Consider the following 21,818-nt stretch of genomic DNA (forward strand, 5'->3'; position numbering starts at 1 on the left):
GGTCTAGGCCGAATACTGGCGGACCCAGTCGACCGACATCGAGCCCCCGTTGTTGAGGTCGCCGCCGAAATTGTCCAGCTGAATGCACAGATGCATCGGCCCGGGAGGAAAGTGCGCCGGGTCGGTGGCCGCCCACCACTGGACGCCGTCGACGAACATCGCGATCCGCTGCGGGGTCCATTCGACGGCCCAGCTGTGCCACTGGGTGGCGTCGATCTGCACCGCGCTCGACTCGCGCTCGTCGTTGGGGCCGTAGTGCAGCCAGCCCTCGACGGACTGGCGGGCGGGATCGGCGATCTCCATGAAGTCCACTTCACCACCGACCGGCCAGTTTTCGGCGTCGGGCCACAGTAGGAGCAGCGCGTGGTAGTCGGGGGAGGCCGGTGAGGATTTGACGCAGGCCTCCCAGCGGCCATGCAGCTGGCCCGGGAGCAAAGCCATGCCGCCCGAGTTTCCTTGTGGATCACCGGTAATCGTGAGTTTGCCGTCCGCCGCAGAGATCGCGTCGCGCGTACGGCGGCCGTTTCCGTCGTGGCCCGGTCCGTCATAGATCGACCACTGGTTGAGTGATCCGGGTCCGTCGAAATTGTCGGTCCGGTTGGGTTCGCCCCAGCCGTGTGCGGCGGCGGCGGTGTTGGGGCAATTGCCGTTGCCCGACTGGGCGTCGGCGACCGGACGCAGGAGTGCGGCCGATCCGACGGTGAGCGCGAAGGTCGCCGCCGCGACGCTGGTCAGTGAAATCGCAACGCGCGCGGCCCGCGAGATGGGGACTGGCATGTGCTCCCTTGGTTCGTCGACCCCGGGACTGCCAGTCTACCCAGCTATCGGGACTGGTCGCCCCGGCCGAGTGACGTGATCCACTGCACCAGCTTGCCGGCCGGGCCGGGTCCACGGAAACGTGGGCATGGGCACAATACGCACTCGGTCCCACGCCGGTAATGCTCGTGTGCCGAACGGTCGTGTCCACACTTACACAGCCGATCTCGCATAAGTCCCGAACCATACGCCGCCAGCGGACGTGTGGGCCTCATTTGGCCGGGCCGGTGGGCCTGGAGCTGAGAATTCTCAGCCACCGAACTGGACCGGCGGTTGGCGGCCGTCATCGGTATTCCGGTGGTGCTCAGTCCAATTCGATGGCCGGGTCCGACTGGGGCCGACCTTTTCCTTTCGCATGCAACTGTTACCAAAGTGATAGGTGAGCTCAATATGAATAGTGATCGGCCGCGGATTATTGTGACTTCGCTCACTCCCCGAGCGTCTTCAACCCGATGGAGCCACGATGTTCCGGTTGTGCTCGGCTGCAGTGGTGGCCCTGTCGGTTGTCTGGGGTGCGGTGCTGGCCGTGGCGCCGCCCGCCAGAGCGGCGGACAAGGTCTTGTTCGAGGCCGAGGCGATGACCCTCTCGACGACCAGCGGCGCCAAAGTCGTCACAGACGCGGCGGCATCCGGCGGCACGGCGCTAGGGCTGACCGGGGCGGTGACGGTGTCGACGACCCTCGCGCTGCCGCAATCCATTCAAGTTGTCGTGCGCGCCAGGGGATTGCAGTGTTTCGGAGCTCCGGTCGCTGCGGTGCTTGTCGACGGCGCGGTGATCGGGCGCAGTCCGATCACGGCGAGCAGGTGGACCGATTACACGGCGACCGCCACTGTCGCGGCCGGCACGCACACTGTCGGCGTCAAATTCGCCAACCCGCAGTGGTTCTTCTGCGTCCGCGCGTTGTACATCGACACCATCAGCGTCGTCGCGACGGCAACCACCCCGTCAGACGGACTGACCAGTGCGCCGGTGGCCGACCTTCCCGGTTGGAAACACCTTCTGGCGGACAACTTCACAAAGGACGCCGCACTGGGCAGCTGGGCCAATCCGTCGGACCCGGCCAAGATCGTCTACGTGGGCGCCGACGGCCAAAAGTGGCTGACCTATCCGCAGACCTTCACCGACACGTACCAACATCGCCCCTACCGTGCCGACCAAGTGCTCAGCGTCAATAATGGAACCCTGGACTACTACCTGCACAACGTCGCCGGCCAACCCGCGGGGGCGAACCCGTCGCCGGTCTTGCCCAACGGAACTCAGTACCAGACGTATGGCCGCTACTCGGTCCGGCTCAAGGCCGACACGTCCGCGCTGAGCGAGTATCACATCGCTTTCCTGCTCTGGCCGCAGTCCGAGCTGTGGCCCGCCGACGGTGAAGAAGACTTCCCGGAGGGCGCGTTGTCGTCGACGTCGAACGCCTACGCCCACTACGCCCGCTCGGCAGGTGGTCAGGACGGCGTCAACACCGGCACGGCATTCACCGATTGGCACGTCTACACGATCGAGTGGTTGCCGGGCCATGTCCGGTTCTATCTGGACGACGCACTGGTGATGGACAGCACCAAATACGTGCCCAGCAAGCCCATGCGCTGGCAACTGCAGATCGAGACGGACGGGAACGGCACCAATAGCGGCCATGTGCTGGTCGACTGGGTTTCGATCTGGTCGTATGCGGGCAGTTGACGCGCGCGCGGGCGATATCAGCTAACGGTAGGCTGATTCAGTGCTGCAACGCGTCGAGAGTTCCCCGGCACGGCCGGGCAACCGCGCGCCACTGCCGCCATGGATACCCCTGACAGTCGTCCTCTCCGGCATCGTGATCGCCAGCTCGCTGGCCGTCACCCTGCTGTCCGCCTTTGGTGTGGCCGGCGCGCTGCCGCCGGCACTGCGTGCAGTGGTCGGGGTTGCGGCGGTGCTGCTGGTCCCTGGGCTCCCGGTCGCGGCATTGTTGCGGCTGCCCACCAACGGGGTATTCGGCGCGGTCGTGGTGTCGTTGTCGCTGGCAGTCAATGTGCTTGTCGCTCAACTGAACTACGCAGGCAATCTGCATCAGCCGTACGCGGCGCAGTTCATCGTGCTGGGCCTCGGCGCGGCCGCCACCGCGGTGCTCGGGCGGCGGTGGCAGCGTTCACGCGAGACGGCGACGGTACGGGACGTGCTGCGCTGGGTATGCCGCGCGGTCGCGCCGACCGGTGACCGCAAGCTCAGTGCGGTCCTGTTGGTCGCGGCGATCGCGTTGTTCTTCAGCGCCGTTCGGCGACTGGACGTCTCGGCGGCGGGCAGCCTGGGATTGATCGGTGTGCTCGGGTTCGAGTACTTCGCCGGCCTGGTGCTGCTGTGTGTGCTGCTGGTGGTCCAATATCGCCGCGCCGTTCTCGACCGGATCGCAGTCGCCACCGCCAACGTCGTCCTCATCGCCTACATCACCATGCCGGTCGCGTGGTCCATGGGCACGGCGCCGTTCGTGACGGCATACGTGCACCGGATGATCACCAACTGGCTGATCCAATCCGGCGCGCTGCCGCCACCGGTGGATGCCCGGATCAGTTGGGCCGGTTTCTTCTCCGCAGCGGCCAATGTGATCACCACCACCGGCCTGCACGACAGCGAGATCCTTCTGGTCAGCGCCTCACTGGTGTTCGGCATCTGCCTGATGTTCCCGGTGTTCGCGATCGGCCTGTCCATCACCGGCAGCCGCCGGGCCGCCTGGCTGGGCGTCACCATGCTCACCCTGTTCAACTGGTATCAGCAGGACTACTTCGCGCCGCAGGCCGTCGCGATGCAGTTCTACGCCACCCTGCTGGCCGTATTGCTCTGGCAGCTGCGGACTTCCGCGGTGCCCGCGCTCGCGGGTGGACGGATCACCAGGATCGCGACGGCGTGGCGGCGGATACCGGGGCGGGTGGCAGGCCGGGACGCGCCGTGGACTTTGGCGGTCGAGGCCGTTCTGGTCGTCATCCTCGCTGCGATGGTGGTCGCGCACCAACTCACGCCGCTGGCTGCCATCGGCATGCTGGTGATCATCTCGGCCGCCGGCCTTACCCGCTACAAGCTGCTCTGGCTGGCTGCCTTTCTGATCTTCATCGCCTGGTTCCGTTACGGCGCCGCCGCGTACTGGCAAGGGCACCTCGGCCAGGTCATCGCCGATATCGGCGGTGTTGATCAAAACCTCAATTCCAGTGTCTCGCAGAAGATCACGGGCGATCCGACGTACCGTCACATGCAGTTGCTCCGGATCGTCTCGGCGCTGTTGCTGATGTCGATGGCGGCCGTGGGCTGGCTTCGGCTGCGGCGCTTGCCCCGCAGCAGGCCGTGGTTGGTCGCGGCGCTGGCGTTTGCGCCGTTCGTTCTGGTGGTGCTGCAAAGCTACGGCGGCGAGGTGGCGATCCGCGCGTTTCTCTATGCGTCGCCGGTGCTTTCGCCGCTCGTCGCGCTTTGTCTGCTGCCGCTGATGCGTCCACGTACCGACCGCCTTGTCGTCCGTCGGCTGACCGCGGTGGCGGCGGGCTGCGCGCTGCTGCTCACCGGCCTGCTGGTGACCGCGAACCGCGGGCTCAACATCTCCTTCGAGCGAACGACACCGCACGAGTTGGCAATCGGCAACGAGCTCGTCGCGAAGATCGGCGATGCCGGACTGGGCTACTGGGGACAGGGCGCCCTGTACGGAGTGCCGCGGACCTTCGATCTCGAGGACACCTGCTTCTCCTCGGCCGAGGTGCTGGCCGATTGCACGGCGCGGCCCGAAGTCGAGTACTTCTCGGACAGTGCCCAGGACGAGAACTTCATCCGGTTGAGCGCCGGGGTGAGTGGGGCCACCCTGCGGCGCGCAGTGCAGATCCTGGAAACCGAGAAGGGCTATCAGGTGGTGTACGACTCCGGGGGAGTCCTGGTGCTCAAACGGCCCGAGGCGCCGGCCATCAGCTTGGGAGGATCCCGATGATCGCGATCGCATTGTTCGTCGTGGCAGGCGTGCTGTATGTGGCGGCCGGGTACCGGCGGGAACGGGCGGTGCCCGGTGACGGCACGCGCCGACCCGATCGCACGACCGCCATCCTGATGGCGGAGGCGGTGTGCGTGGCCGTCGCCGCAATCGCGGTCGCCACGGTCGATATGGTGACGTTTGTCTCATAAGGGGAGGTTCATCGGCACGTGGTGGAGCAAGGGCGGTCCGGACGGGCGACGGTGACCTGCGCCAACGGCCATGACAACCCCGACGGACAGTACTTCTGCGGTGAGTGCGGTGACCTGCTGGAGGCAGGGGCGGTCATCTGCCTGGCGGGGCACGCAAACCCCGATACTCGGCGGTTCTGCGGTGACTGCGGCGCGCCGCTGGTCGCACCGCCCGGCGTCGAGCCTGCGACGTCGACGGCCCGGTGGTCAGTCGATCCCACCGGCCGGCACCAGTGCCGATACTGGGACGGCGTGCGCTGGACCCGGCATGTCGCCGACGGTGGAACCCTCGGGGTGGACCGCCAGTCCAGGCGGACCGAGTCCTGGGTCGCGCTCGTCGCCGGGCTGATCACGGTGGCTCTGCTGGCCGGTGCCGGCGCCGACATCTGGGTTCAGTTGTCACGCGACGCAACCACTCCGTCTGCCGCAACCACTCCGTCGGCGCCGCCCGCGCCAGGTCCCGTCGCGGTCGCAAGCCCGTGCCGGCCCGACACCGGCGGCGGCGTGGCCGCCGACGGTTCGCCCACCTACTGTGAGCGCCTCGCGGGCACCGACACCTACCTGTGGTCGCTGTCGCCGGGTGACATCCCGATGCCCGACGTCGGGCAGGGAGGCGACCCGGCCGTGGGGGTCTGCATGGCCCAGACGGGCCGCACCGAAGCCGGCTGCCTCGAATACCTCCAACCTGCCCAGTGACCGGGCCGACTAGGTAATCTTCGCCGCGTGGGATATCCCGAGAACGTGCTGGCCGCGAACGAACAGATCGTGCTGCACCGTCACCCGCACTGGAAGCGGCTGGTCGGCCCGATCTTGGTGCTGCTGATCGCCACGATCCTGGCGGCATTCGTGGCCGCGCTGGTCAACAACACCAACTGGGACCCCACCGCGAAGAAGGTGCTGTTCGGGGTCATCGCCGCGATCTGGGTGATCCTGGTCGGCTGGCTGACGTTGTGGAAGTTCTTCACTTGGCTCACAACGCATTTCGTGATCACGGACCGTCGGGTGATGTTCCGTCACGGGCTGCTGACGCGGTCGGGTATCGACATCCCGCTGGCGCGGATCAACAGTGTGGAATTCCGCCACGGTCTGCTCGACCGGATGTTGCGCACCGGCACGCTGATCATCGAGTCGGCGAGTCAAGATCCCCTGGAGTTCGACGACATTCCCCGCGTGGAGCGGGTGCATTCACTGCTGTATCACGAAGTCTTCGACACCCTGGGCTCTGACGAGTCACCCAGCTGACGCGACGCCCGCCGGCGTCGCAGCGGTGTGACCGTGGCGCCCGCTTCGTACTCGTCCTCCATCGCCTCGGCGAAACCGCCGCCGGTGAGGGTGGATTCCAGTCCCTTGTCGTGGCTGGGGCCGAACTCGTCGGGGAAGACCCAACGGCGGAACGCCCAGAACCGGAACGCCATCTGCAGCAGGTTGCCCAGCACGTAGGCGGAGATGAAGTCCGCGATGTTCTCGTTGGTCAGTGAGACGTGCGGCACGCGCAGCTCCAGCACGTAACTGGAGAACCACAACGGGGCCATGCTCAGCAGCACGCCGACGCCGCTGACCCCGAAGAACAGCAACGCCTCGTGGTGACGTTCGCGGCCGCCGCGGTTGCGGAAGCTCCATTCCCGGTTCAGCACGTAGGAGGCGATCACCGCGACGATGCCCGCGATCACCTTGGCGGTGACCGGCTTGGGCTCGAGGATCGTCAGCTTCAGCGTGTAGAAGATCGCGGAGTCGATGATGAACGTCGTTGCGCCCACGATCGCGAACTTGATCAGCTCGTGATGCCGCTCGGCGAAGGGCCGGATCGGTCGGGGCAGCCGAGCGATGGTGGCATCAGCAAAAGACACAAGGAGAAAGTCTACGGAAGTCACCGCAGGTGTGCGTACTCGCGCAGGTCTGACACCATGATGGCCGTGTCGAAGAGCCCCAGACCTCCTATCGTCGCCATGGTCGGCGGCGGGCAGCTGGCCAGGATGACCCACCAGGCGGCGATCGCCCTCGGACAGAGCCTGCGCGTCCTGGCCGTCAGCCCCGACGACCCGGCCGCTCAGGTGACTCCCGACGTCGTCATCGGCGCCCACACCGACCTCGAGGCGCTGCGTCGCGCGGCCGCTGGAGCGTCGGCGCTGACGTTCGATCACGAGCACGTGCCCACCGAGCTGCTCGACACCCTGGTCGCCGAGGGTGTCACCGTGGCGCCGCCGCCCGAAGCCCTGGTGCACGCCCAGGACAAGCTGGTGATGCGGCGCAAGCTGGCGGGTCTGGGCGCGCCGATCCCGCGCTTCACCGCGGTCTCTGGTGTCGACGACGTCGACGCGTTCGCCGCCGACGTCGGTGGCCCGGTGGTGATCAAGACCGTGCGCGGGGGTTACGACGGCCGCGGCGTGGTGTTGGCCCGTGATCTCGCCCACGCCCGGGAGGCGGTCGCCGGATACCTGGCGGACGGGGTGCCGGTGCTGCTCGAGGAGCGGGTGTCGATGCGCCGCGAACTCGCGGCTCTGGTGGCGCGCTCCCCGTTCGGGCAGGGGGCGGCGTGGCCGATCGTGGAAACAGTGCAGCGCGACGGCATCTGCGTCACGGTCGTCGCGCCGGCGCCGGGGCTGTCCGAAGACCTGGCCGCCGAAGCCGAGCAGCTGGGTCTGCGGCTGGCCGGCGAGCTGGGCGTGGTCGGGGTGCTCGCCGTCGAACTGTTCGAGACGACCGATGGCACGCTGCTGGTCAACGAGTTGGCGATGCGGCCACACAATTCTGGGCACTGGACCATGGACGGGGCGGTGACCAGCCAGTTCGAACAGCATGTGCGGGCGGTCCTGGACTATCCGCTTGGCGACACCCGGCCGATCGCGCCGGTGACGGTGATGGCCAACGTGCTGGGCGCGCCGCAGGCTCCGGCGATGAGCGTCGACGAGCGGCTGCACCACCTGTTCGGCCGCATCCCGGAGGCCAAGGTCCACCTGTACGGCAAGGCGGAACGGCCTGGTCGCAAGGTGGGTCACGTCAACATCGTCGGTGCGGCGGACGGTGACGTGGACCGGGTACGGGAACGCGCGGAACGGGCGGCACACTGGTTGTCGCACGCGGAGTGGACGGACGGATGGGACGGGCATGCCTGAACACGGGCCTCGGGTCGGGCTGATCATGGGTTCGGACAGCGACTGGCCCGTCATGGAGGCGGCCGCCGAGGCGCTGGCCGAGTTCGAGGTGCCGTTCGAGGTCGGCGTCGTCTCGGCGCACCGAACCCCGGGCCGGATGCTGGACTACGCGCGCGGCGCGGCGGCCCGGGGCATCCAGGTGATCATCGCCGGTGCCGGAGGGGCGGCCCACCTGCCCGGGATGGTGGCCTCGGCCACCGCGCTGCCGGTGATCGGGGTGCCGGTGCCGCTGGCCAAGCTCGACGGCCTGGATTCGTTGCTGTCGATCGTGCAGATGCCGGCGGGTGTGCCGGTGGCCACCGTGTCGATCGGCGGTGCACGCAACGCGGGGCTGCTGGCGGTGCGCATCCTGGCCACCGCGGATGTTGCGCTGCGCAAGCGTATGGAGAGTTTCCAGGACGACTTGGAAGCGCAAGTACTGGCGAAGGACCGGGCGCTCCGGGAGCGATTACTCGGTGAGGGATGAGCCGGGTAAAGTTACCGGCGAGTAGCAAGGAGGCTGTGATGGCTGGGAACCCCGATTTCGACGTATTCAAGTTGCCCGAGGAGCACGACGAGCTGCGGACCGCGATCCGCGCGCTGGCGGAGAAAGAGATCGCGCCGTATGCGGCCGATTGCGACGAGAATTCGCGCTTTCCGCAGGAGGCGCTGGATGCGCTGAACGCCTCGGGGTTCAACGCGGTCCACGTGCCGGAGGAGTACGGCGGCCAGGGAGCGGACTCGGTGGCGGCGTGCATCGTCATCGAAGAGGTCGCCCGGGTCGACGCGTCGGCGTCGCTGATCCCCGCCGTCAACAAGCTGGGCACGATGGGTCTGATCCTGCGAGGGTCCGAAGAGCTCAAGAAGAAGGTGCTGCCGTCGATCGCCTCGGGTGAGGCGATGGCGTCCTATGCACTCTCCGAGCGGGAGGCCGGCAGTGACGCGGCGTCGATGCGCACCCGGGCCAAGGCCGACGGCGACGACTGGATCCTCAACGGCGCCAAGGCGTGGATCACCAACGGCGGCAAGTCATCCTGGTACACCGTGATGGCGGTGACCGATCCCGACAAGGGCGCCAACGGTATCTCGGCGTTCATGGTGCACATCGACGACGAGGGCTTCACGATCGGGCCCAAGGAGCGCAAGCTCGGCATCAAGGGCTCGCCGACCACCGAGCTGTACTTCGAGAACTGCCGCATCCCGGGCGACCGGATGGTGGGCGATCCGGGCACCGGCTTCAAGACGGCGCTGGCCACCCTCGACCACACCCGCCCGACGATCGGTGCGCAGGCGGTCGGAATCGCGCAGGGCGCGCTGGACGCCGCGATCGCATACACCAAGGACCGCAAGCAGTTCGGCACCTCGATCTCCGATTTCCAGGGCGTGCAGTTCATGCTGGCCGACATGGCGATGAAGGTCGAAGCGGCCCGGCTGATGGTGTACTCCGCCGCTGCCCGCGCCGAGCGCGGTGAACCCAACCTCGGGTTCATCTCGGCGGCGTCGAAGTGCTTCGCCTCCGACGTCGCCATGGAGGTGACCACCGATGCGGTCCAGCTGTTCGGTGGTGCCGGCTACACCGTGGACTTCCCGGTGGAGCGAATGATGCGTGATGCCAAGATCACCCAGATCTACGAGGGCACCAACCAGATTCAGCGGGTTGTGATGTCCCGGGCGCTGCTGCGCTGATCTAGCCGGCCGGTCTCAGGTGGGTGATATCGCCCGCCGAGACCGTGATGACCTCGGCGCCGGTATCGATGCGGAGCCGACCGAGTTCGTCGACATCGACTGCGGTACCGGTGATCTCACGGTCACCGGGCATGACGGCCCGCACCTGGCTGCCCAGGGTGCTGCTACGCCGCCGGTAGTCCTCGACGAGTGCCGGGTCGGGTCCTGGTGTGGTTTGCCACTTTTCGATCCGGGCGGTCAGCTCGCGCAAGATTGTCGCCGCCAGCGCGTCGCGGTCGAGCTGTGTGGAGCCGAGCATCTGCAGAGAAGTGGCCCTGGGGTCGGGCGCCTCGTCAGGAGTCAGCGTGACGTTGAGCCCCAGACCCACCACGATGACCGGATCGGGTGCGGCCACCTCGGCCAGGATGCCGGCGAGCTTGCCGGTCCCCACCAGGACGTCATTGGGCCACTTCACTCTCGCCTCGATGCCGGTGGTCGCCGTGACCGCGTCGACCAGTGCTATCCCGGTGAGCAACGGCAGCCAGCCCCAGCTCTCCGGCGGGACACCGTCGGCGCCGACGCCGATCGACAGGGCGATCTGGGAGCGCGGCGGTGCCGACCAGCTGCGGCCATTGCGGCCACGGCCGGCGCTCTGGTGCTCGGCGAGCAGCACGGCGCCTCGGATGTCCTCGCCCGAGGCGTGCCGGGCCAGCAGGTCGGCGTTGGTGGAGCCGGTTTCGGCCACCACGTCGATGCGGCCGGGGAACTGCTCGCGGATCGAGGTGAGGTTCACTGCCGCTCGGTTCACCTCCGGCAGCCTAGTGCCCGGCCAGAGTCAACGGCTCACCAAAACGTCAGCCCGCTGAATGAGGGACTGTGAACTCGATCGCTTCTCCGCAGTGCTCGCAGGCCATGACACTGACGTTCGTGGCCACCCAGTGCATCGCGCTACACCGCCGGCACCGCACATTGCGGCACCACACCGATGATCCGTATTTGACTGCCGTCGACGCCATGGCATCGCTCATAAGTTCGCCCCCCGCTACAACATCCAGGCCCCTGCGCTGAACGTAGCCAGTGTTCGAAAGTACGGCGGCAAAATGGCGTTTTCCATCTGTCGCGGCTTCGCCGCACGGCAGCGAGCCGATCGCGATAGCAACGGTGTTCGCGCAGCTCAGGGCATGTTCACGGTGGGCACTGCATGAATGGGCAATGTAGTGAAGACCAGGGTGAGCCGGATCGGCCCGAGCCGATTACGTAGTTCGGCGTAGGTGCGCGCCCGCAGCTCATCCTGTTCGTCCACTGACATCGTGCCGGTGTAGGACACCCGCAGATCCACCTCGGTGGCCTTGCCCCGGCTGATCGCCAGCGCATCGACGAGGGTCAGTTCGTGGTCGAGTTCGTCGGCGTGCTCCTCGGCGACCTCGGCAATGACGGCCCGCACCGTCGCGTCCAGGGCAGGGTCGGCGCGCCGCCCGGACAGCCGGCCGAACTCGAGGCGGATCTGCCGAATCGGTTCGCCCACCAGCAGGGCACACAGGATCAGCACGATGATGCTGTCGGCGATGTCTTTGATGTTGAAGGTGGCCGACGTCAGGAAGGTGCCCTCGGGTAGGACGGCGACGAGCACCAGCGAGGCGCAGATGCCGCCGCTGATGAGGGCCTCCATCTTGGCCGCGGTGGCCTCAACCCGAAGCAACGCTGACGCACCGTTGACCGAGCGATTGTTGCGTTCGTGATTCCACTTCAAGCCGAAGCAGATCACTACGCACACCGCGGTGTAGATGGCCGCAAGTCCGAACTCCGGCTCGGTGCCCTGACCGGTGATGGCGTAGTCGATCACTTTGATCGAGTTGGTCACCACCCCGACGATCACCACGCCGAGAATCATCAGCGAACGGAACAGGGCGTAGAGGTTCTCCAATGCCAGTCGCCCGTAAGGGCTTTCGGCATCCGGTGGCCTGGACGAGGTGACCGACAGCTTTGCGGCGATGAATGCCGCCGCCGCGTTTATCAGCGAGATGACACCGTCGAGCTGGGTGGCCGACACCCGGGTGATGGCATAGATGGCGAAGCCGAGCACCGCCAGCCCCACCATGGTGAACATGTAGGCGCGCAGGCTGCGCCGCTCGGCACGAAGGACCAGGGCCTCCGGGGCGTCCGTCATCGGGTCAGCCTAGCGGTGGCACCAGGCCATCCCCGGCAGCTAGGTGTCGCTGGACTCAGTCCTCTTGTCGGCAGCCGATATTGAACCGGCCGCGCCTACCAATGCGGCCGACCGACACCAAACTGCGTATGGTCGGCCTCCGCCTCACACCAGATCCTTGGTGACCTTCTCGGTCGTCCGGCGCCGTTCCAGTGCTGCGGCATCGGGGTTGGCCACCTGAACCAGTGACGCGCCCGCGACGAACACTGCGAGCAGGTGGGCGATGACGTCGTCCGCGGAGGTCCACGGCAATGACGACATCACCCGGTCGCCTGCCGTCAGAGCGGCCTCGGCGGCGGAATCGGAAGCGGCAGAGAGCACGTCGTCGACCGACCTGCCATCCAGTGCTGGACCTGGTCGCGGCTCTGCGGCGTACTGGTCGCCGTGCACCCGCACCGCCGTCGCATAATCGGTAACACCGATCGGCAGATCGGGCGCCGGCTTGCCGAACGGATCCAGCGACAGCACCGCGACCTCACCGCCGGCGACCGCGTCGTCGGCCTCGTCCAGCCGCTCAGCGGTGCACAGCGCGAGATCCGCCGCTCCGGAGAGCACGACCTCGGCGCCGATCCACCACACGCCCAACAGCACCGCCGCGGTCTGCCAGTGCGCAGGCAACAGCACGGCCACCCGGGTGCCCGGGCCTGCGCCGAGTTCGTCGCGCAACAGGTTGGCGGTCTTGGCCGCCCAGTTGGCCAGCGTCACCGTCGAGCACTCGATGCGCTCACCCGTCGCGTCGTCGTAGTAGGTGATCCGCGGACCCATCGGGTCGGCCCGCAGCAGCGGATCGAGAACGGCAGCAGTCAGATTGGCCATCAGTTGACGCACTTGGGGTCGTCGGACCCCGCGGTGATGATGGGCGACGGCGGGGGAGCCACACCGTCACCGGCCTGACCGGCCGCCTGGCTGACCGCAGCCGACGTCGGCAGCGAACCCTCCAGGCCCGAGCCCGGTCCGGTGTAATCGCTGGACAGCACCACCCGCACCGTTCCCGCCGGAATCGCACTGTCGGCCACCACCGGCAGACCGCCCAGCTCCTTGGCGACCGCCTGCGCGCCCAGGTCATCCTCCTTGGCCGCCTGCACCTGGCTTTGCGTCACATGGTCCTTGTCGTTGTTGCCGATGTCGCCCGCCCCAAAGCCCCTGCCGGTGAGCACTTCTGACACGGCACCGGCAAGCCCGTTGATGTCGGTGTCGTTGACCACGTCGGCCTTGGTCTGCTCCGGGGAGTAGGCGATCTTCTCGGTCTTGCCCTCGGCCTGATCGTGGAGCAGGCCGGCGACCCATTCCTGAACCTGGGCCGGATCGACCCGGACCACGGACTGCATGCCGTCGTCGCTCCAGCCGGCTTCGTCGAGCACAGGGATGGTCGCGAACGCCACGTTGCCGCCCGCGAGGTTCTCCAGCTGCTTGATGAAATCCATGATGTCCCAACCCGAAGAGAGCACCACGGAACGCTGGATGGCGTCCTGCAGCCTGTTCAGGGTCGATGGGCTGGTCAGCGTCTTGCCGGAGATCACCTGGTGCGCCAGGGATGCCATCACAACCTGTTGGCGCACCACCCGGTCGAGGTCACCGCGGGGGAGGTCGTGACGCTGCCGGACGAAACTCAGTGCCTGCGGCCCGTTGAGCTTCTGCCAGCCGGCCGGGAAGTCGGCACCGGAGAGTGGTTCGTAGACGGCATCTTTCAGACACACATTGACACCACCGAGCGCATCGGTGATCAATGAGAAACCGAGCAGGCCGATCTCGGCATAGTGGTCGACGGTCACGCCGGTCAGGTCGGCGACGGTCTTGATGAGCGCTTCGCGGCCCGCTTCGACGGCCTTGGGTTCGGCCTCGGCCGGATCCATGCCCTGCTGCTCGACCAACTGCTTCATCTTCTCGAGCTTCACCTGGCCGTAGACGCCGTTGATTTTCGTCTTGTCCAGTCCTGGCGCCTTGACATAGGAGTCGCGGGGGATCGAGATCGCCGTCGCCGACTTCCCGTTGTTGGGGATGCGGACCAGGATGATCGTGTCGGTGTTGGTCGACACGTCGTCGCCGGCGTGCAACGCCGCCAGCTCGTCCTCGGACAGCGGGTTGCCGTGAGCATCGGTGCGGCTGTCCATCCCGACCAACAAGATGTCGATCGCGCCGTCCTGACCGCCTCCGCCGAGTGCCGAGGTGCTCATGTGGAAGATGCCGTTCTCGAAGGAACGGATCTTGCCCCACGCGACACCGGTGCTGACCATCACGGTCACGGCGATCAACGCGAGCACGAGTCGGGTCACCCGCTGGGCGCCCGTCCGTGCTTCGGTGTCAGCAGGCATCAGCCCAGGCTACTGGCGAGACGGGCGCATACCGGGTAGCGCAAACCGGCGTGCCAGACTCGTAATTGTGGTGTCGAGGATCGTGATTACAGGTGCCGGCGGCCAAGTTGGGACATTTCTCGCAGGTGAGGCGGCACGTCGGGGCATCGAGGCCAGCGCATTGACGCATCAGGAGTGTGACATCACCGACCCCGCCGCAGTCGAGCGGTTCATCGCCGCATCGGACCTGGTGGTGAACTGCGCGGCCATCGCGAATGTGGACGCCGCCGAGGCCGACCCCGACACCGCCTATGCCGTCAACGCCACCGGAGCGGAGAACGTCGCGCACGCCTGCGCCCGGGTCGGCGCGCCGCTGGTGCACCTCTCCACCGACTACGTCTTCTCCGGCGAGCCGATCGACGGTCAGCACCGCCAGCCCTATGACGTCGGCGACGAGGCCGCGCCGCTGGGTGTCTACGGACGCACCAAGCTCGCCGGTGAGGTGGCCGTACTGGCCGCGATGCCGGACGCCCACGTCGTGCGCACCTCATGGGTGTACACCGGCGCAGCGGGCACCGACTTCGTGGCGGCGATGCGCCGGCTCGCAGGCACCGGTCAGACCGCCGACGCGGTCGACGACCAGATCGGCTCACCCACCTACGTCAAAGACCTCGCCGAGGCGATATTCGAGATCGGTGAGGGGCGCATTCGGGAGCCGATCCTGCACGTCGCCAACGAGGGCGCGTGCACGCGCTTGGAGCTGGCACGGGCGGTGTTCACCGAACTCGGCGCAGACCCGCAGCGGATCCGGCCGGTGAGCACGGCGCAGGCGGGCCGCCCGGCGCCGCGCCCGGCGTATTCAGCGTTGTCGATGGGGCTCTCGGTGCGGGTCGGACTCACCCCGCCGAGGCCCTGGCCGAGGCGCTTGCCCAGCCCGTCCCCGGCGGACAGTTACCCTCTACGCCGTGACGTCGAGCCGCCCCCTGACCGTGGTGACGGTGACCTACTCCCCGGGCTCACATCTGGATCGCTTCCTGTCCTCCTTGACGGTGGCCACCGACCGTCCGGTGACGGTGGTGCTCGCCGACAACGGTTCCACCGACGGCACACCGGAGGAGGCGGTGGAGCGCTACCCGGGCACCCGACTGGTGCGCACGGGCGGGAACCTCGGCTACGGCAGCGCCGCCAACCGCGGTGTGGCGACGGTCCCCGGCGACGACGAGTTCGTGATCGTCGCCAACCCCGATGTGGTGTGGGGACCCAACAGCATCGACGAACTGCTCGCCGCCGCCGACCGCTGGCCGCGCGCCGCGACCCTGGGCCCGCTGATCCGCGACCCGGACGGTTCGGTCTACCCGTCGGCGCGCCACCTGCCGAGCCTGCTGCGTGGCGGCATGCACGCGGTGGTCGGTTTCGTCTGGAAGACCAACCCGTGGACCAGGGCCTACCGCCAGGAGTACCTCGAGCCCACCGAGCGCCCGGTGGGCTGGCTGTCGGGGGCGTGCCTGCTGATCCGTCGCGCGGCATTCGACCAGGTCGGCGGGTTCGACGAGCGCTACTTCATGTACATGGAAGACGTCGACCTCGGTGACCGGTTGGGCCGGGCCGGCTGGCTCAACGTCTACGTCCCGTCGTCGGAGATCCTGCACGCCAAGGGCCACTCGACCGGCCGGGACCCGGCCAGCAACCTGCGCGCACATCACGAAAGCACCTACTTATATTTGTCCGATCGGCATTTTGGCTGGTGGCGCGCGCCGTTGCGATGGACTATGAAGAGCGCGTTGAAGGTTAGGTCACGCGCGGCGGTACGCAAATCCCGTCGCGAGCTGGCGAGAAGCAGGGGGACCCGGTGAGTGGAATTGATCCGTCGAAGGTCGACGCGGTGGTGCTGGTCGGCGGCAAAGGCACCCGGCTACGGCCGCTGACCGTGTCGGCGGCCAAGCCGATGCTGCCGACCGCGGGGTTGCCGTTCCTGACCCACCTGCTGTCCCGCATCGCCGAAGCCGGCATCGAGCACGTCGTGCTCGGCACCTCATTCAAGGCGGCGACCTTCGAGAACGAATTCGGCGACGGGTCCAAGCTCGGCCTGCAGATCGAGTACGTCGTCGAAGATCACCCGTTGGGCACCGGCGGCGGGATCGCGAACGTCATCCCCAAACTGCGCAACGACACCGTGATGGTGTTCAACGGTGACGTCCTGTCCGGCATGGACCTGCGCCAGATGCTGGCCAGCCACCACGAGTCGCAGGCGGATCTGACCCTGCACCTGGTGCGCGTCAGTGACCCGCGGGCATTCGGCTGTGTGCCCACCGACGCCGACGGCCGGGTGGAAGCGTTCCTCGAGAAGACCGAAGATCCGCCGTCCGACCAGATCAACGCCGGCACCTACATCTTCAAACGCGAAATCCTCGATCAGATCCCACAGGGGCGCGAGGTGTCGGTGGAGCGTGAGGTGTTCCCCGCCCTGTTGGCCGACGGGGTGAAGGTCTGCGGCTACGTCGATTCCAGCTATTGGCGCGACATGGGCACACCGGAGGACTTCGTCCGCGGTTCGGCTGACCTGGTCCGGGGTTTGGCGCCGTCGCCGGCGCTCGGTGGGCGACGCGGGGAAAGCCTTGTGCACGACGGGGCTTCGGTGTCCCCGGGCGCGGTCCTGGTCGGCGGCACCGTGGTGGGCCGCGGCGCCGAGATCGGACCGGGCGTCCGCCTGGACGGCGCGGTCATCTTCGACGGGGCGCACATCGAGGCGGGCTCGGTGGTGGAGCGGTCGATCATCGGGGCCGGCGCCCGGATCGGACCGCGCGCGTTACTGCGCGACGCCATCATCGGCGATGGCGCGAACATCGGCGCGCGCTGCGAACTCCTGCGCGGTGCGCGGGTGTGGCCGGGAGTTGTCATCCCGGACTGCGGCGTTCGCTACTCGTCCGACATCTAGACCCGCGAGCGGCCGACCGACACCAGGTGGGCGACCGCCGCGTCGATCCCCTCGGGCAGAGCGTCGACCGGCCACCATCGCAGATCGAGCGACTCGTCGCTGATTTGAATGGTCGCGTCCGCGGGTGCGCGGGCGATGAACTGGAGATCCAGATGCCGGGTGGGCACACCCAGCGAGCAGGTCAATGCGTGAACGTGGATGGCGCCCAACGACGCGTCGATGCGCAGGCCGTCGATCCCGGACTCTTCGGCCGCCTCCCGCATCGCGGCCGCGACGATGTCGGCGTCGGCGTCCTCGCAATGCCCGCCGAGCTGAACCCAACGGCCGAGCCGCGGATGCAGGGTGAGCAGCACCTGGTCGCCGGTGTGATTGACCACCAACGCCGACGCGGTGATATGCCCTGGGGTGCAAGCCCGCTCGCAGGCATCGGTGCGGGCCAGCAGAAAGGCCAGGACGGACTGCCGCAGCGAGTCCTGACAGTCGTCCGGCGCATCCCATTCGGTCAGCAGCTCGATGGCCGACTCCCGCACGCTCACTTGCGCACCAGCAGGTCGCCGACCGGCGCCGGCTCACGGGGTTCGGACGGTTCGACGGGATAGCCGATCGCGACGGCGCCCAACGGTTCCCAATCAGGCGGTAGATCAAGGGTTTCCCGGACCAGTTCGGCCGCGAAGATCGTCGAGCCGATCCAGCAGCTGCCCACGCCGCGCACGGCCAGCGCCACCAGGAGTGCTTGTACCGCGGCGCCGACCGCGACGGTGAACATCGTGTGCTCGGCCTGGGTGCGGACCGGGTCGGGATAGCTGTGGGCGCCCTCGGGCACCAGGAACGGGATGACGACCTCGGGCGCGTCGTAGAGGATCTGACCGCGGGCGACGCGCCGCTCGACGGCGTCGGCGGGCTTACCGTCGCCGGAAAGATCCTCGCGCCAGGCGTCTTTCATCCGGTCCAGCAGTGTGATGCGACGCCCCCGATCCTGCAACCAGACGAACCGCACCGGCCGGGTGTGGTGCGGGGCGGGTGCGGTGAGTGCCTCGGCGACGGCCTCCTCGATGAGCGTGTGGTCGACCGGCTCCGGCGCGAACTGTCGGACCGACCGGCGCACGAGCTGGGCTTGGCGGCGCCCGAGCTCCAGTGCCTCGGCGGTGCCCAGCCAGAACAGGTCGTCCTCACCGCCGCGCAACAGGCGGGCCGCGGTGGACCCGTCGTCCTCGAGCTCGAGGCCGCGGACCACCGCGACGGGCACCGCGGTCAGCTTGCCCTTCACCAGGTCGGCGGCGGCGGCGATCTCGTCGGCGACGGCGACTTCGGTGACCACCAGCTCGTTGCCGTGCCGGTCGACGGCGCCGGCGTATCCGTAGATCACGGGAAGCCCGGCGGCGCCGATCGCGGCGTCGGTCTGGCCGTTGCGCCAGGCACGACCCATGGTGTCGGTGACCAGAACCGCGACATTCACGCCGAGCCGCTCGCGCAGTGCCGTGCGCAGCGCGGCGGCGCTGCCGTCCGGATCGACGGGCAGCAAGGCCAATTCGGTGGACCCGACGTTGGATCCGTCGACGCCCGCGGCTGCCTGCACGATGCCGTTGCGGTTCTCGGTGATCAGCGTCCGACCTTTGCGGGCCAGCACCCGCACGGCCTCCTGGTCGATGATCCTGCGGCGCAGGGCGTCCCGTTCGTCGGGGTCCGCCGGTGCCGCGACGATGCGGCCCTCGCACTTGGACATCACCTTGCTGGTGACGACGACGATGTCGCCGTCGCGCAGCCATGGCGCCGCCGAGACGAGGGCGGCCGCCAGATCATCGCCGGGGCGGAACTCCGGAAGCCCGGGGACGGGCAGGATTTCGACGGGTGCTGCGCTGCCATGCTCGAGACTCACGGCGCCACCCCCGCCAATTCGAGCCCGGCGCCGACCATTTCGGCGGTGGCCGCCGGATCGGACATCAGCAGCGGTATCGAGTGCACCGTCAGTCCGGGTACGTCGGCGTGATCGCCTTCGGACACCAGCCAGTAGTCCAGGATTCCGGTCGCCGAGCGCGCGCCGTAGTGACGGGCGACGGCGTGCGAGGAGGTTTCGACGCCGATCACCGACAGGCATTCGTCGGCCATGCCGCGCAACGGCTTTCCGCCGATGATGGGGGAGTAGCCGACGACCGGGGCGGGTGTGGAGCGCAGCGCGGCGCGAACACCGGGGATGGCGAGGATTGCGCCGATGCTCACCACCGGGTTGGAGGGGGCGAGCATGACCACGTCGGCTTCGGTGATCGCGTCGACGACACCGGGCCCGGCAGTGGCGTTTTCGGACCCAACGAACGCGAAACTGTGAGTGGGCACCTGCGCCCGGTAGCGCACCCACCATTCCTGGAAGTGGATGGCCTTGCGGTCACCGGTGTCGGGATCGTCGATCACAACATGGGTTTCGCACCGGTCGTCACTGGCCGGCAGGAGCGTGGCCCCCGGTTGCCAGCGGTGGCACAGCGCCTCGGTCACCTGCGACAGGGGATATCCCGCACGCAGCATCTGACTGCGCACCAGATGTGTGGCGAGGTCGCGGTCGCCCAGGCCGAACCAATCGGGTTGCACGCCGTAGGCCGCCAATTCTTCTTTCGCGTGCCACGTCTCGTTGCGATGTCCCCAGCCGCGCTCGGGATCGATACCTCCACCTAAGGTGTACATGCAGGTGTCGAGGTCGGGACAGATGCGCACACCGTGCATCCAGGCGTCGTCGCCAATGTTGACCACGGCGGTCAGCGCGTGATCAAGATCGCCTGTGGCTCCGGATATCTGGCCGGCGAACTGGCCCAGGCCGAGCAATCGCTGTACGCCCAGCAGGAAGCGGGCGCCCCCGACGCCGCCGACCAGAACGGTGATCTTCACACCGATCGACACTAGGCGGTCGGGCATTTCGGCGGCCAACGCGGTCACGATCGCGTCACTCCCAAGACACGCCGGGGCATCGACTCGCCGAATTATCCAAGGGAAATGGTATTAATTTCGGTTCAATCGCTTGACCGGGCCACTGCATAAGTGTCTAATCACATCAGTGTCATTTCCCGGTCGGACCAGCCGGTTTCGGTGTCCCAGACCGCGATTCGACCAAGTGTTCGAACGAGTTGGGCACACTTCAATAGTGGGCGACATGCAAAAGATCTACGAAACCAGGTGAGGAGGCGGAAATGTCCTATGAGCACGTGTTCGGCACGATGGGGTTGCCGCAGTCCATTACCGGTTCGCAGACGATGGGGGTAATGGCACGCGCTCACTTGAGTTTGGTGCCAGACCCGATCATCGATGCGACGCCGGATTCGGCCGATGAAGAAGACCAGTGGCAGGAACGCGCGCTGTGCGCGCAGACCGATCCCGAAGCGTTCTTCCCCGAGAAGGGCGGTTCCACCCGCGAGGCCAAGCGGATCTGCTTGGGCTGCGAGGTCCGTGAGTCGTGCCTCGAGTACGCCTTGGCCAACGATGAGCGCTTCGGTATCTGGGGCGGACTCTCCGAGCGGGAGCGCCGTCGCCTCAAGCGCGGCATCATCTGACGACGACCGCGGGTCGGAGAATCCGACTCAGTCGTCGTCGATGGTCGGGTCGATGACCGAAGGCTCGACCCCGAGATAGGTGGCCACCTGCGCCACCAGAATCTCGTGCAGAAGATCGGTCAGATCGATCGAGTCCTTGGCCCGGCGCTCGATCGGCTTGCGGAACAGCACAATTCGGGCGCGCGTCGAGTTTCCGCGAACGTCCACTCCGGCTGGGATCAGCCGGGCCAACGCGATCGGCCCGTCGGCCACCACTTCAGCGGGCCACTGCACACTGTCCGGATCCTTCGGCGCGATGCGCGGGATCTCGTCGACGGCAACGTCGAGACCGGTGAGCCGTTGTTGCCACCGCCGCTCGATCGGCTCATAGGCTTCCAATACCGCCATGTCGAATCGCTCTGCGCGGCTGCGCCACCCCGGCACCGTCGGCGGCAGCAATGGGCCCCGCATCTCACGTCCCCGGCGCGACCCCGGGCTGCCACCGGCTCGTCCACCTCGCCGGGAGCTGCGGGAATCGGCCACGGATGTGATCGTAACGGTTGTGAATCGGCCGACCGGCGGCTGCGCGTGTCCCCCGGCAACCTGTGAATGAACCGCGATAACCTCACGGACGTGAATGTTCCTCGTCGCTGCTGCCGGCCTGGATGCCCCCATTATGCGGTGGCGACGCTGACGTTCGTCTACTCCGACTCGACTGCGGTCGTCGGGCCACTGGCAATCTCCCGCGAACCGCATTCGTGGGACCTGTGCATCACTCATGCCAACCGGATCACTGCCCCCCGGGGTTGGGAGCTGGTCCGCCACGCCGGGCCGCTGCCGGAGTTCCCCGACGAGGACGATCTCGTCGCTCTCGCCGATGCAGTCCGGGAAGGCCGTGAGTTGCCCACACGGCCCCCGATCGCCGGGTTCTCCGATCCCAGCGGAGCCGCGCATGCGCCCGCGACCGGAACTCCGATCATGCCGGCGGCTGCGCATCGACCGACGACCGCCGGCCGACGCCGTGGGCACCTGCGGGTACTGCCGGACCCCACCGACTGACCCGATAGCCGCCCTTGCCGGGGGACCGGAAC

At 67.6% G+C, this 21,818-nt stretch carries 22 protein-coding genes and 1 pseudogene; 13 read left to right on the forward strand and 10 right to left on the reverse strand.

Features of this window, described 5'->3' with window-relative positions:
* Positions 1-3: 3 nt before the first annotated feature.
* Positions 4-777 carry a glycoside hydrolase family 16 protein gene (locus CRM90_RS19470; RefSeq protein WP_102808583.1) on the reverse strand — a complete coding sequence of 258 codons (774 nt, stop codon included), beginning with the start codon at positions 775-777 and terminating at the stop codon, positions 4-6.
* Positions 778-1,279: 502 nt separating this feature from the next.
* Between CRM90_RS19470 and CRM90_RS19475 the strand changes: the two genes are divergently transcribed.
* From CRM90_RS19475 to CRM90_RS19495, 5 genes are read left to right on the forward strand one after another with little or no spacing between them, the layout of a single operon-like run.
* Positions 1,280-2,500, forward strand: a complete 1,221-nt coding sequence (locus tag CRM90_RS19475) for a glycoside hydrolase family 16 protein (protein ID WP_102808584.1) — start codon at positions 1,280-1,282, stop codon at positions 2,498-2,500.
* 40 nt (positions 2,501-2,540) lie between these two features.
* Positions 2,541-4,757: a hypothetical protein gene (locus tag CRM90_RS30520; protein ID WP_158249035.1), complete on the forward strand. Its 2,217-nt coding sequence runs from the start codon at positions 2,541-2,543 to the stop codon at positions 4,755-4,757.
* A complete protein-coding gene (locus CRM90_RS19485) occupies positions 4,754-4,948 on the forward strand; it encodes a hypothetical protein (protein ID WP_102808585.1) in 195 nt (64 codons plus the stop codon). The genes CRM90_RS30520 and CRM90_RS19485 overlap by 4 nt, the downstream gene beginning before the upstream one ends.
* A 51-nt stretch (positions 4,949-4,999) precedes the next feature.
* The gene (locus CRM90_RS19490; RefSeq protein WP_233209401.1) at positions 5,000-5,683 is read left to right on the forward strand and encodes a DUF2510 domain-containing protein; all 684 of its coding nucleotides are present in this window, start codon (positions 5,000-5,002) and stop codon (positions 5,681-5,683) included.
* A gap of 27 nt (positions 5,684-5,710) precedes the next feature.
* A complete protein-coding gene (locus CRM90_RS19495) occupies positions 5,711-6,229 on the forward strand; it encodes a PH domain-containing protein (protein WP_102808587.1) in 519 nt (172 codons plus the stop codon).
* Here the strand turns inward: CRM90_RS19495 and CRM90_RS19500 are convergent.
* Entirely contained in the window at positions 6,184-6,834 is a 651-nt protein-coding gene (locus tag CRM90_RS19500; protein WP_102808588.1) for a GtrA family protein, read from the reverse strand. The genes CRM90_RS19495 and CRM90_RS19500 overlap by 46 nt on opposite strands.
* 57 nt (positions 6,835-6,891) lie before the next feature.
* On the opposite strand from CRM90_RS19500, the gene CRM90_RS19505 reads away from it, so the two are divergent.
* From CRM90_RS19505 to CRM90_RS19515, 3 genes are read left to right on the forward strand one after another with little or no spacing between them, the layout of a single operon-like run.
* Positions 6,892-8,100 carry a 5-(carboxyamino)imidazole ribonucleotide synthase gene (locus CRM90_RS19505; RefSeq protein ID WP_102808589.1) on the forward strand — a complete coding sequence of 403 codons (1,209 nt, stop codon included), beginning with the start codon at positions 6,892-6,894 and terminating at the stop codon, positions 8,098-8,100.
* Positions 8,093-8,605, forward strand: coding sequence for a 5-(carboxyamino)imidazole ribonucleotide mutase (gene purE, locus CRM90_RS19510; protein ID WP_102808590.1), 513 nt, complete (start codon positions 8,093-8,095; stop codon positions 8,603-8,605). Before CRM90_RS19505 ends, purE begins: the two co-directional genes overlap by 8 nt.
* Positions 8,606-8,643: 38 nt before the next feature.
* Positions 8,644-9,804, forward strand: a complete 1,161-nt coding sequence (locus CRM90_RS19515) for an acyl-CoA dehydrogenase (protein WP_102808591.1) — start codon at positions 8,644-8,646, stop codon at positions 9,802-9,804.
* A 1-nt stretch (position 9,805) separates the two neighbouring features.
* Here the strand turns inward: CRM90_RS19515 and CRM90_RS19520 are convergent, their stop codons facing one another.
* The 4 genes from CRM90_RS19520 to CRM90_RS19535 all read right to left on the reverse strand — a co-directional run bounded on the left by CRM90_RS19520 (position 9,806) and on the right by CRM90_RS19535 (position 14,223).
* On the reverse strand, positions 9,806-10,591 hold the full coding sequence (locus CRM90_RS19520; RefSeq protein WP_102808592.1) for a biotin--[acetyl-CoA-carboxylase] ligase: 786 nt from the start codon (positions 10,589-10,591) through the stop codon (positions 9,806-9,808).
* 366 nt (positions 10,592-10,957) lie between these two features.
* On the reverse strand, positions 10,958-11,950 hold the full coding sequence (locus CRM90_RS19525; protein ID WP_102808593.1) for a cation transporter: 993 nt from the start codon (positions 11,948-11,950) through the stop codon (positions 10,958-10,960).
* Between the two features lie 144 nt (positions 11,951-12,094).
* Complete coding sequence (locus CRM90_RS19530) at positions 12,095-12,805, reverse strand: TIGR03089 family protein (protein WP_102808594.1); 711 nt, start codon at positions 12,803-12,805, stop codon at positions 12,095-12,097.
* Positions 12,805-14,223 carry an LCP family protein gene (locus CRM90_RS19535; RefSeq protein WP_102808623.1) on the reverse strand — a complete coding sequence of 473 codons (1,419 nt, stop codon included), beginning with the start codon at positions 14,221-14,223 and terminating at the stop codon, positions 12,805-12,807. The genes CRM90_RS19530 and CRM90_RS19535 overlap by 1 nt, the downstream gene beginning before the upstream one ends.
* Before the next feature lie 145 nt (positions 14,224-14,368).
* Here CRM90_RS19535 and rfbD point away from each other — a divergent pair.
* From rfbD to manB, 3 genes and pseudogenes are all read left to right on the forward strand, one after another.
* Positions 14,369-15,247, forward strand: a pseudogene (rfbD, locus tag CRM90_RS19540) (dTDP-4-dehydrorhamnose reductase); the annotation flags it as partial.
* Positions 15,246-16,133, forward strand: a complete 888-nt coding sequence (locus tag CRM90_RS19545) for a glycosyltransferase family 2 protein (protein ID WP_233209402.1) — start codon at positions 15,246-15,248, stop codon at positions 16,131-16,133. The pseudogene rfbD and the gene CRM90_RS19545, both read left to right, overlap by 2 nt.
* A 5-nt stretch (positions 16,134-16,138) precedes the next feature.
* The gene (gene manB / locus CRM90_RS19550; RefSeq protein ID WP_102808625.1) at positions 16,139-17,215 is read left to right on the forward strand and encodes a mannose-1-phosphate guanylyltransferase; all 1,077 of its coding nucleotides are present in this window, start codon (positions 16,139-16,141) and stop codon (positions 17,213-17,215) included.
* Here manB and CRM90_RS19555 read toward each other — a convergent pair.
* Genes CRM90_RS19555 through cofD form a run of 3 tightly spaced genes read right to left on the reverse strand, consistent with a single transcriptional unit; the run spans position 17,212 to position 20,089 of the window.
* A complete protein-coding gene (locus CRM90_RS19555) occupies positions 17,212-17,751 on the reverse strand; it encodes an NUDIX domain-containing protein (RefSeq protein ID WP_102808595.1) in 540 nt (179 codons plus the stop codon). The two genes, manB and CRM90_RS19555, sit on opposite strands and share 4 nt — an antisense overlap.
* Positions 17,748-19,091: a coenzyme F420-0:L-glutamate ligase gene (locus tag CRM90_RS19560; RefSeq protein WP_199189959.1), complete on the reverse strand. Its 1,344-nt coding sequence runs from the start codon at positions 19,089-19,091 to the stop codon at positions 17,748-17,750. The genes CRM90_RS19555 and CRM90_RS19560 overlap by 4 nt, the downstream gene beginning before the upstream one ends.
* Positions 19,088-20,089 (reverse strand): 2-phospho-L-lactate transferase, encoded by a 1,002-nt coding sequence (gene cofD, locus CRM90_RS19565; RefSeq protein ID WP_102808627.1) that lies wholly within the window; start codon positions 20,087-20,089, stop codon positions 19,088-19,090. The genes CRM90_RS19560 and cofD overlap by 4 nt, the downstream gene beginning before the upstream one ends.
* 392 nt (positions 20,090-20,481) lie before the next feature.
* Here cofD and CRM90_RS19570 point away from each other — a divergent pair, with 392 nt between their 5' ends.
* The gene (locus CRM90_RS19570; protein WP_172507244.1) at positions 20,482-20,748 is read left to right on the forward strand and encodes a WhiB family transcriptional regulator; all 267 of its coding nucleotides are present in this window, start codon (positions 20,482-20,484) and stop codon (positions 20,746-20,748) included.
* A 27-nt stretch (positions 20,749-20,775) separates the two neighbouring features.
* Here CRM90_RS19570 and CRM90_RS19575 read toward each other — a convergent pair whose 3' ends face one another.
* On the reverse strand, positions 20,776-21,198 hold the full coding sequence (locus CRM90_RS19575; RefSeq protein WP_036340282.1) for a metallopeptidase family protein: 423 nt from the start codon (positions 21,196-21,198) through the stop codon (positions 20,776-20,778).
* A 162-nt stretch (positions 21,199-21,360) separates the two neighbouring features.
* On the opposite strand from CRM90_RS19575, the gene CRM90_RS19580 reads away from it, so the two are divergent.
* Positions 21,361-21,786, forward strand: coding sequence for a DUF3499 domain-containing protein (locus CRM90_RS19580; protein ID WP_199189960.1), 426 nt, complete (start codon positions 21,361-21,363; stop codon positions 21,784-21,786).
* The last annotated feature ends 32 nt before the right edge of the window (positions 21,787-21,818 follow it).

The organism is Mycobacterium sp. ENV421 (assembly GCF_002887815.1).
Lineage (GTDB): Bacteria > Actinomycetota > Actinomycetes > Mycobacteriales > Mycobacteriaceae > Mycobacterium.

Bases quoted from the DNA above. Each gene is read 5' to 3' on its own strand.
- CRM90_RS19475 (WP_102808584.1), top strand. From the start codon at position 1,280: ATGTTCCGGTTGTGCTCGGCTGCAGTGGTGGCCCTGTCGGTTGTCTGG.
- CRM90_RS19535 (WP_102808623.1), bottom strand. From the start codon at position 14,223: ATGGTCAGCACCGGTGTCGCGTGGGGCAAGATCCGTTCCTTCGAGAAC.
- CRM90_RS19530 (WP_102808594.1), bottom strand. From the start codon at position 12,805: ATGGCCAATCTGACTGCTGCCGTTCTCGATCCGCTGCTGCGGGCCGAC.
- CRM90_RS19505 (WP_102808589.1), top strand. From the start codon at position 6,892: ATGATGGCCGTGTCGAAGAGCCCCAGACCTCCTATCGTCGCCATGGTC.
- purE (WP_102808590.1), top strand. From the start codon at position 8,093: ATGCCTGAACACGGGCCTCGGGTCGGGCTGATCATGGGTTCGGACAGC.
- CRM90_RS19575 (WP_036340282.1), bottom strand. From the start codon at position 21,198: ATGCGGGGCCCATTGCTGCCGCCGACGGTGCCGGGGTGGCGCAGCCGC.
- CRM90_RS19485 (WP_102808585.1), top strand. From the start codon at position 4,754: ATGATCGCGATCGCATTGTTCGTCGTGGCAGGCGTGCTGTATGTGGCG.
- CRM90_RS19525 (WP_102808593.1), bottom strand. From the start codon at position 11,950: ATGACGGACGCCCCGGAGGCCCTGGTCCTTCGTGCCGAGCGGCGCAGC.
- CRM90_RS19515 (WP_102808591.1), top strand. From the start codon at position 8,644: ATGGCTGGGAACCCCGATTTCGACGTATTCAAGTTGCCCGAGGAGCAC.
- CRM90_RS19470 (WP_102808583.1), bottom strand. From the start codon at position 777: ATGCCAGTCCCCATCTCGCGGGCCGCGCGCGTTGCGATTTCACTGACC.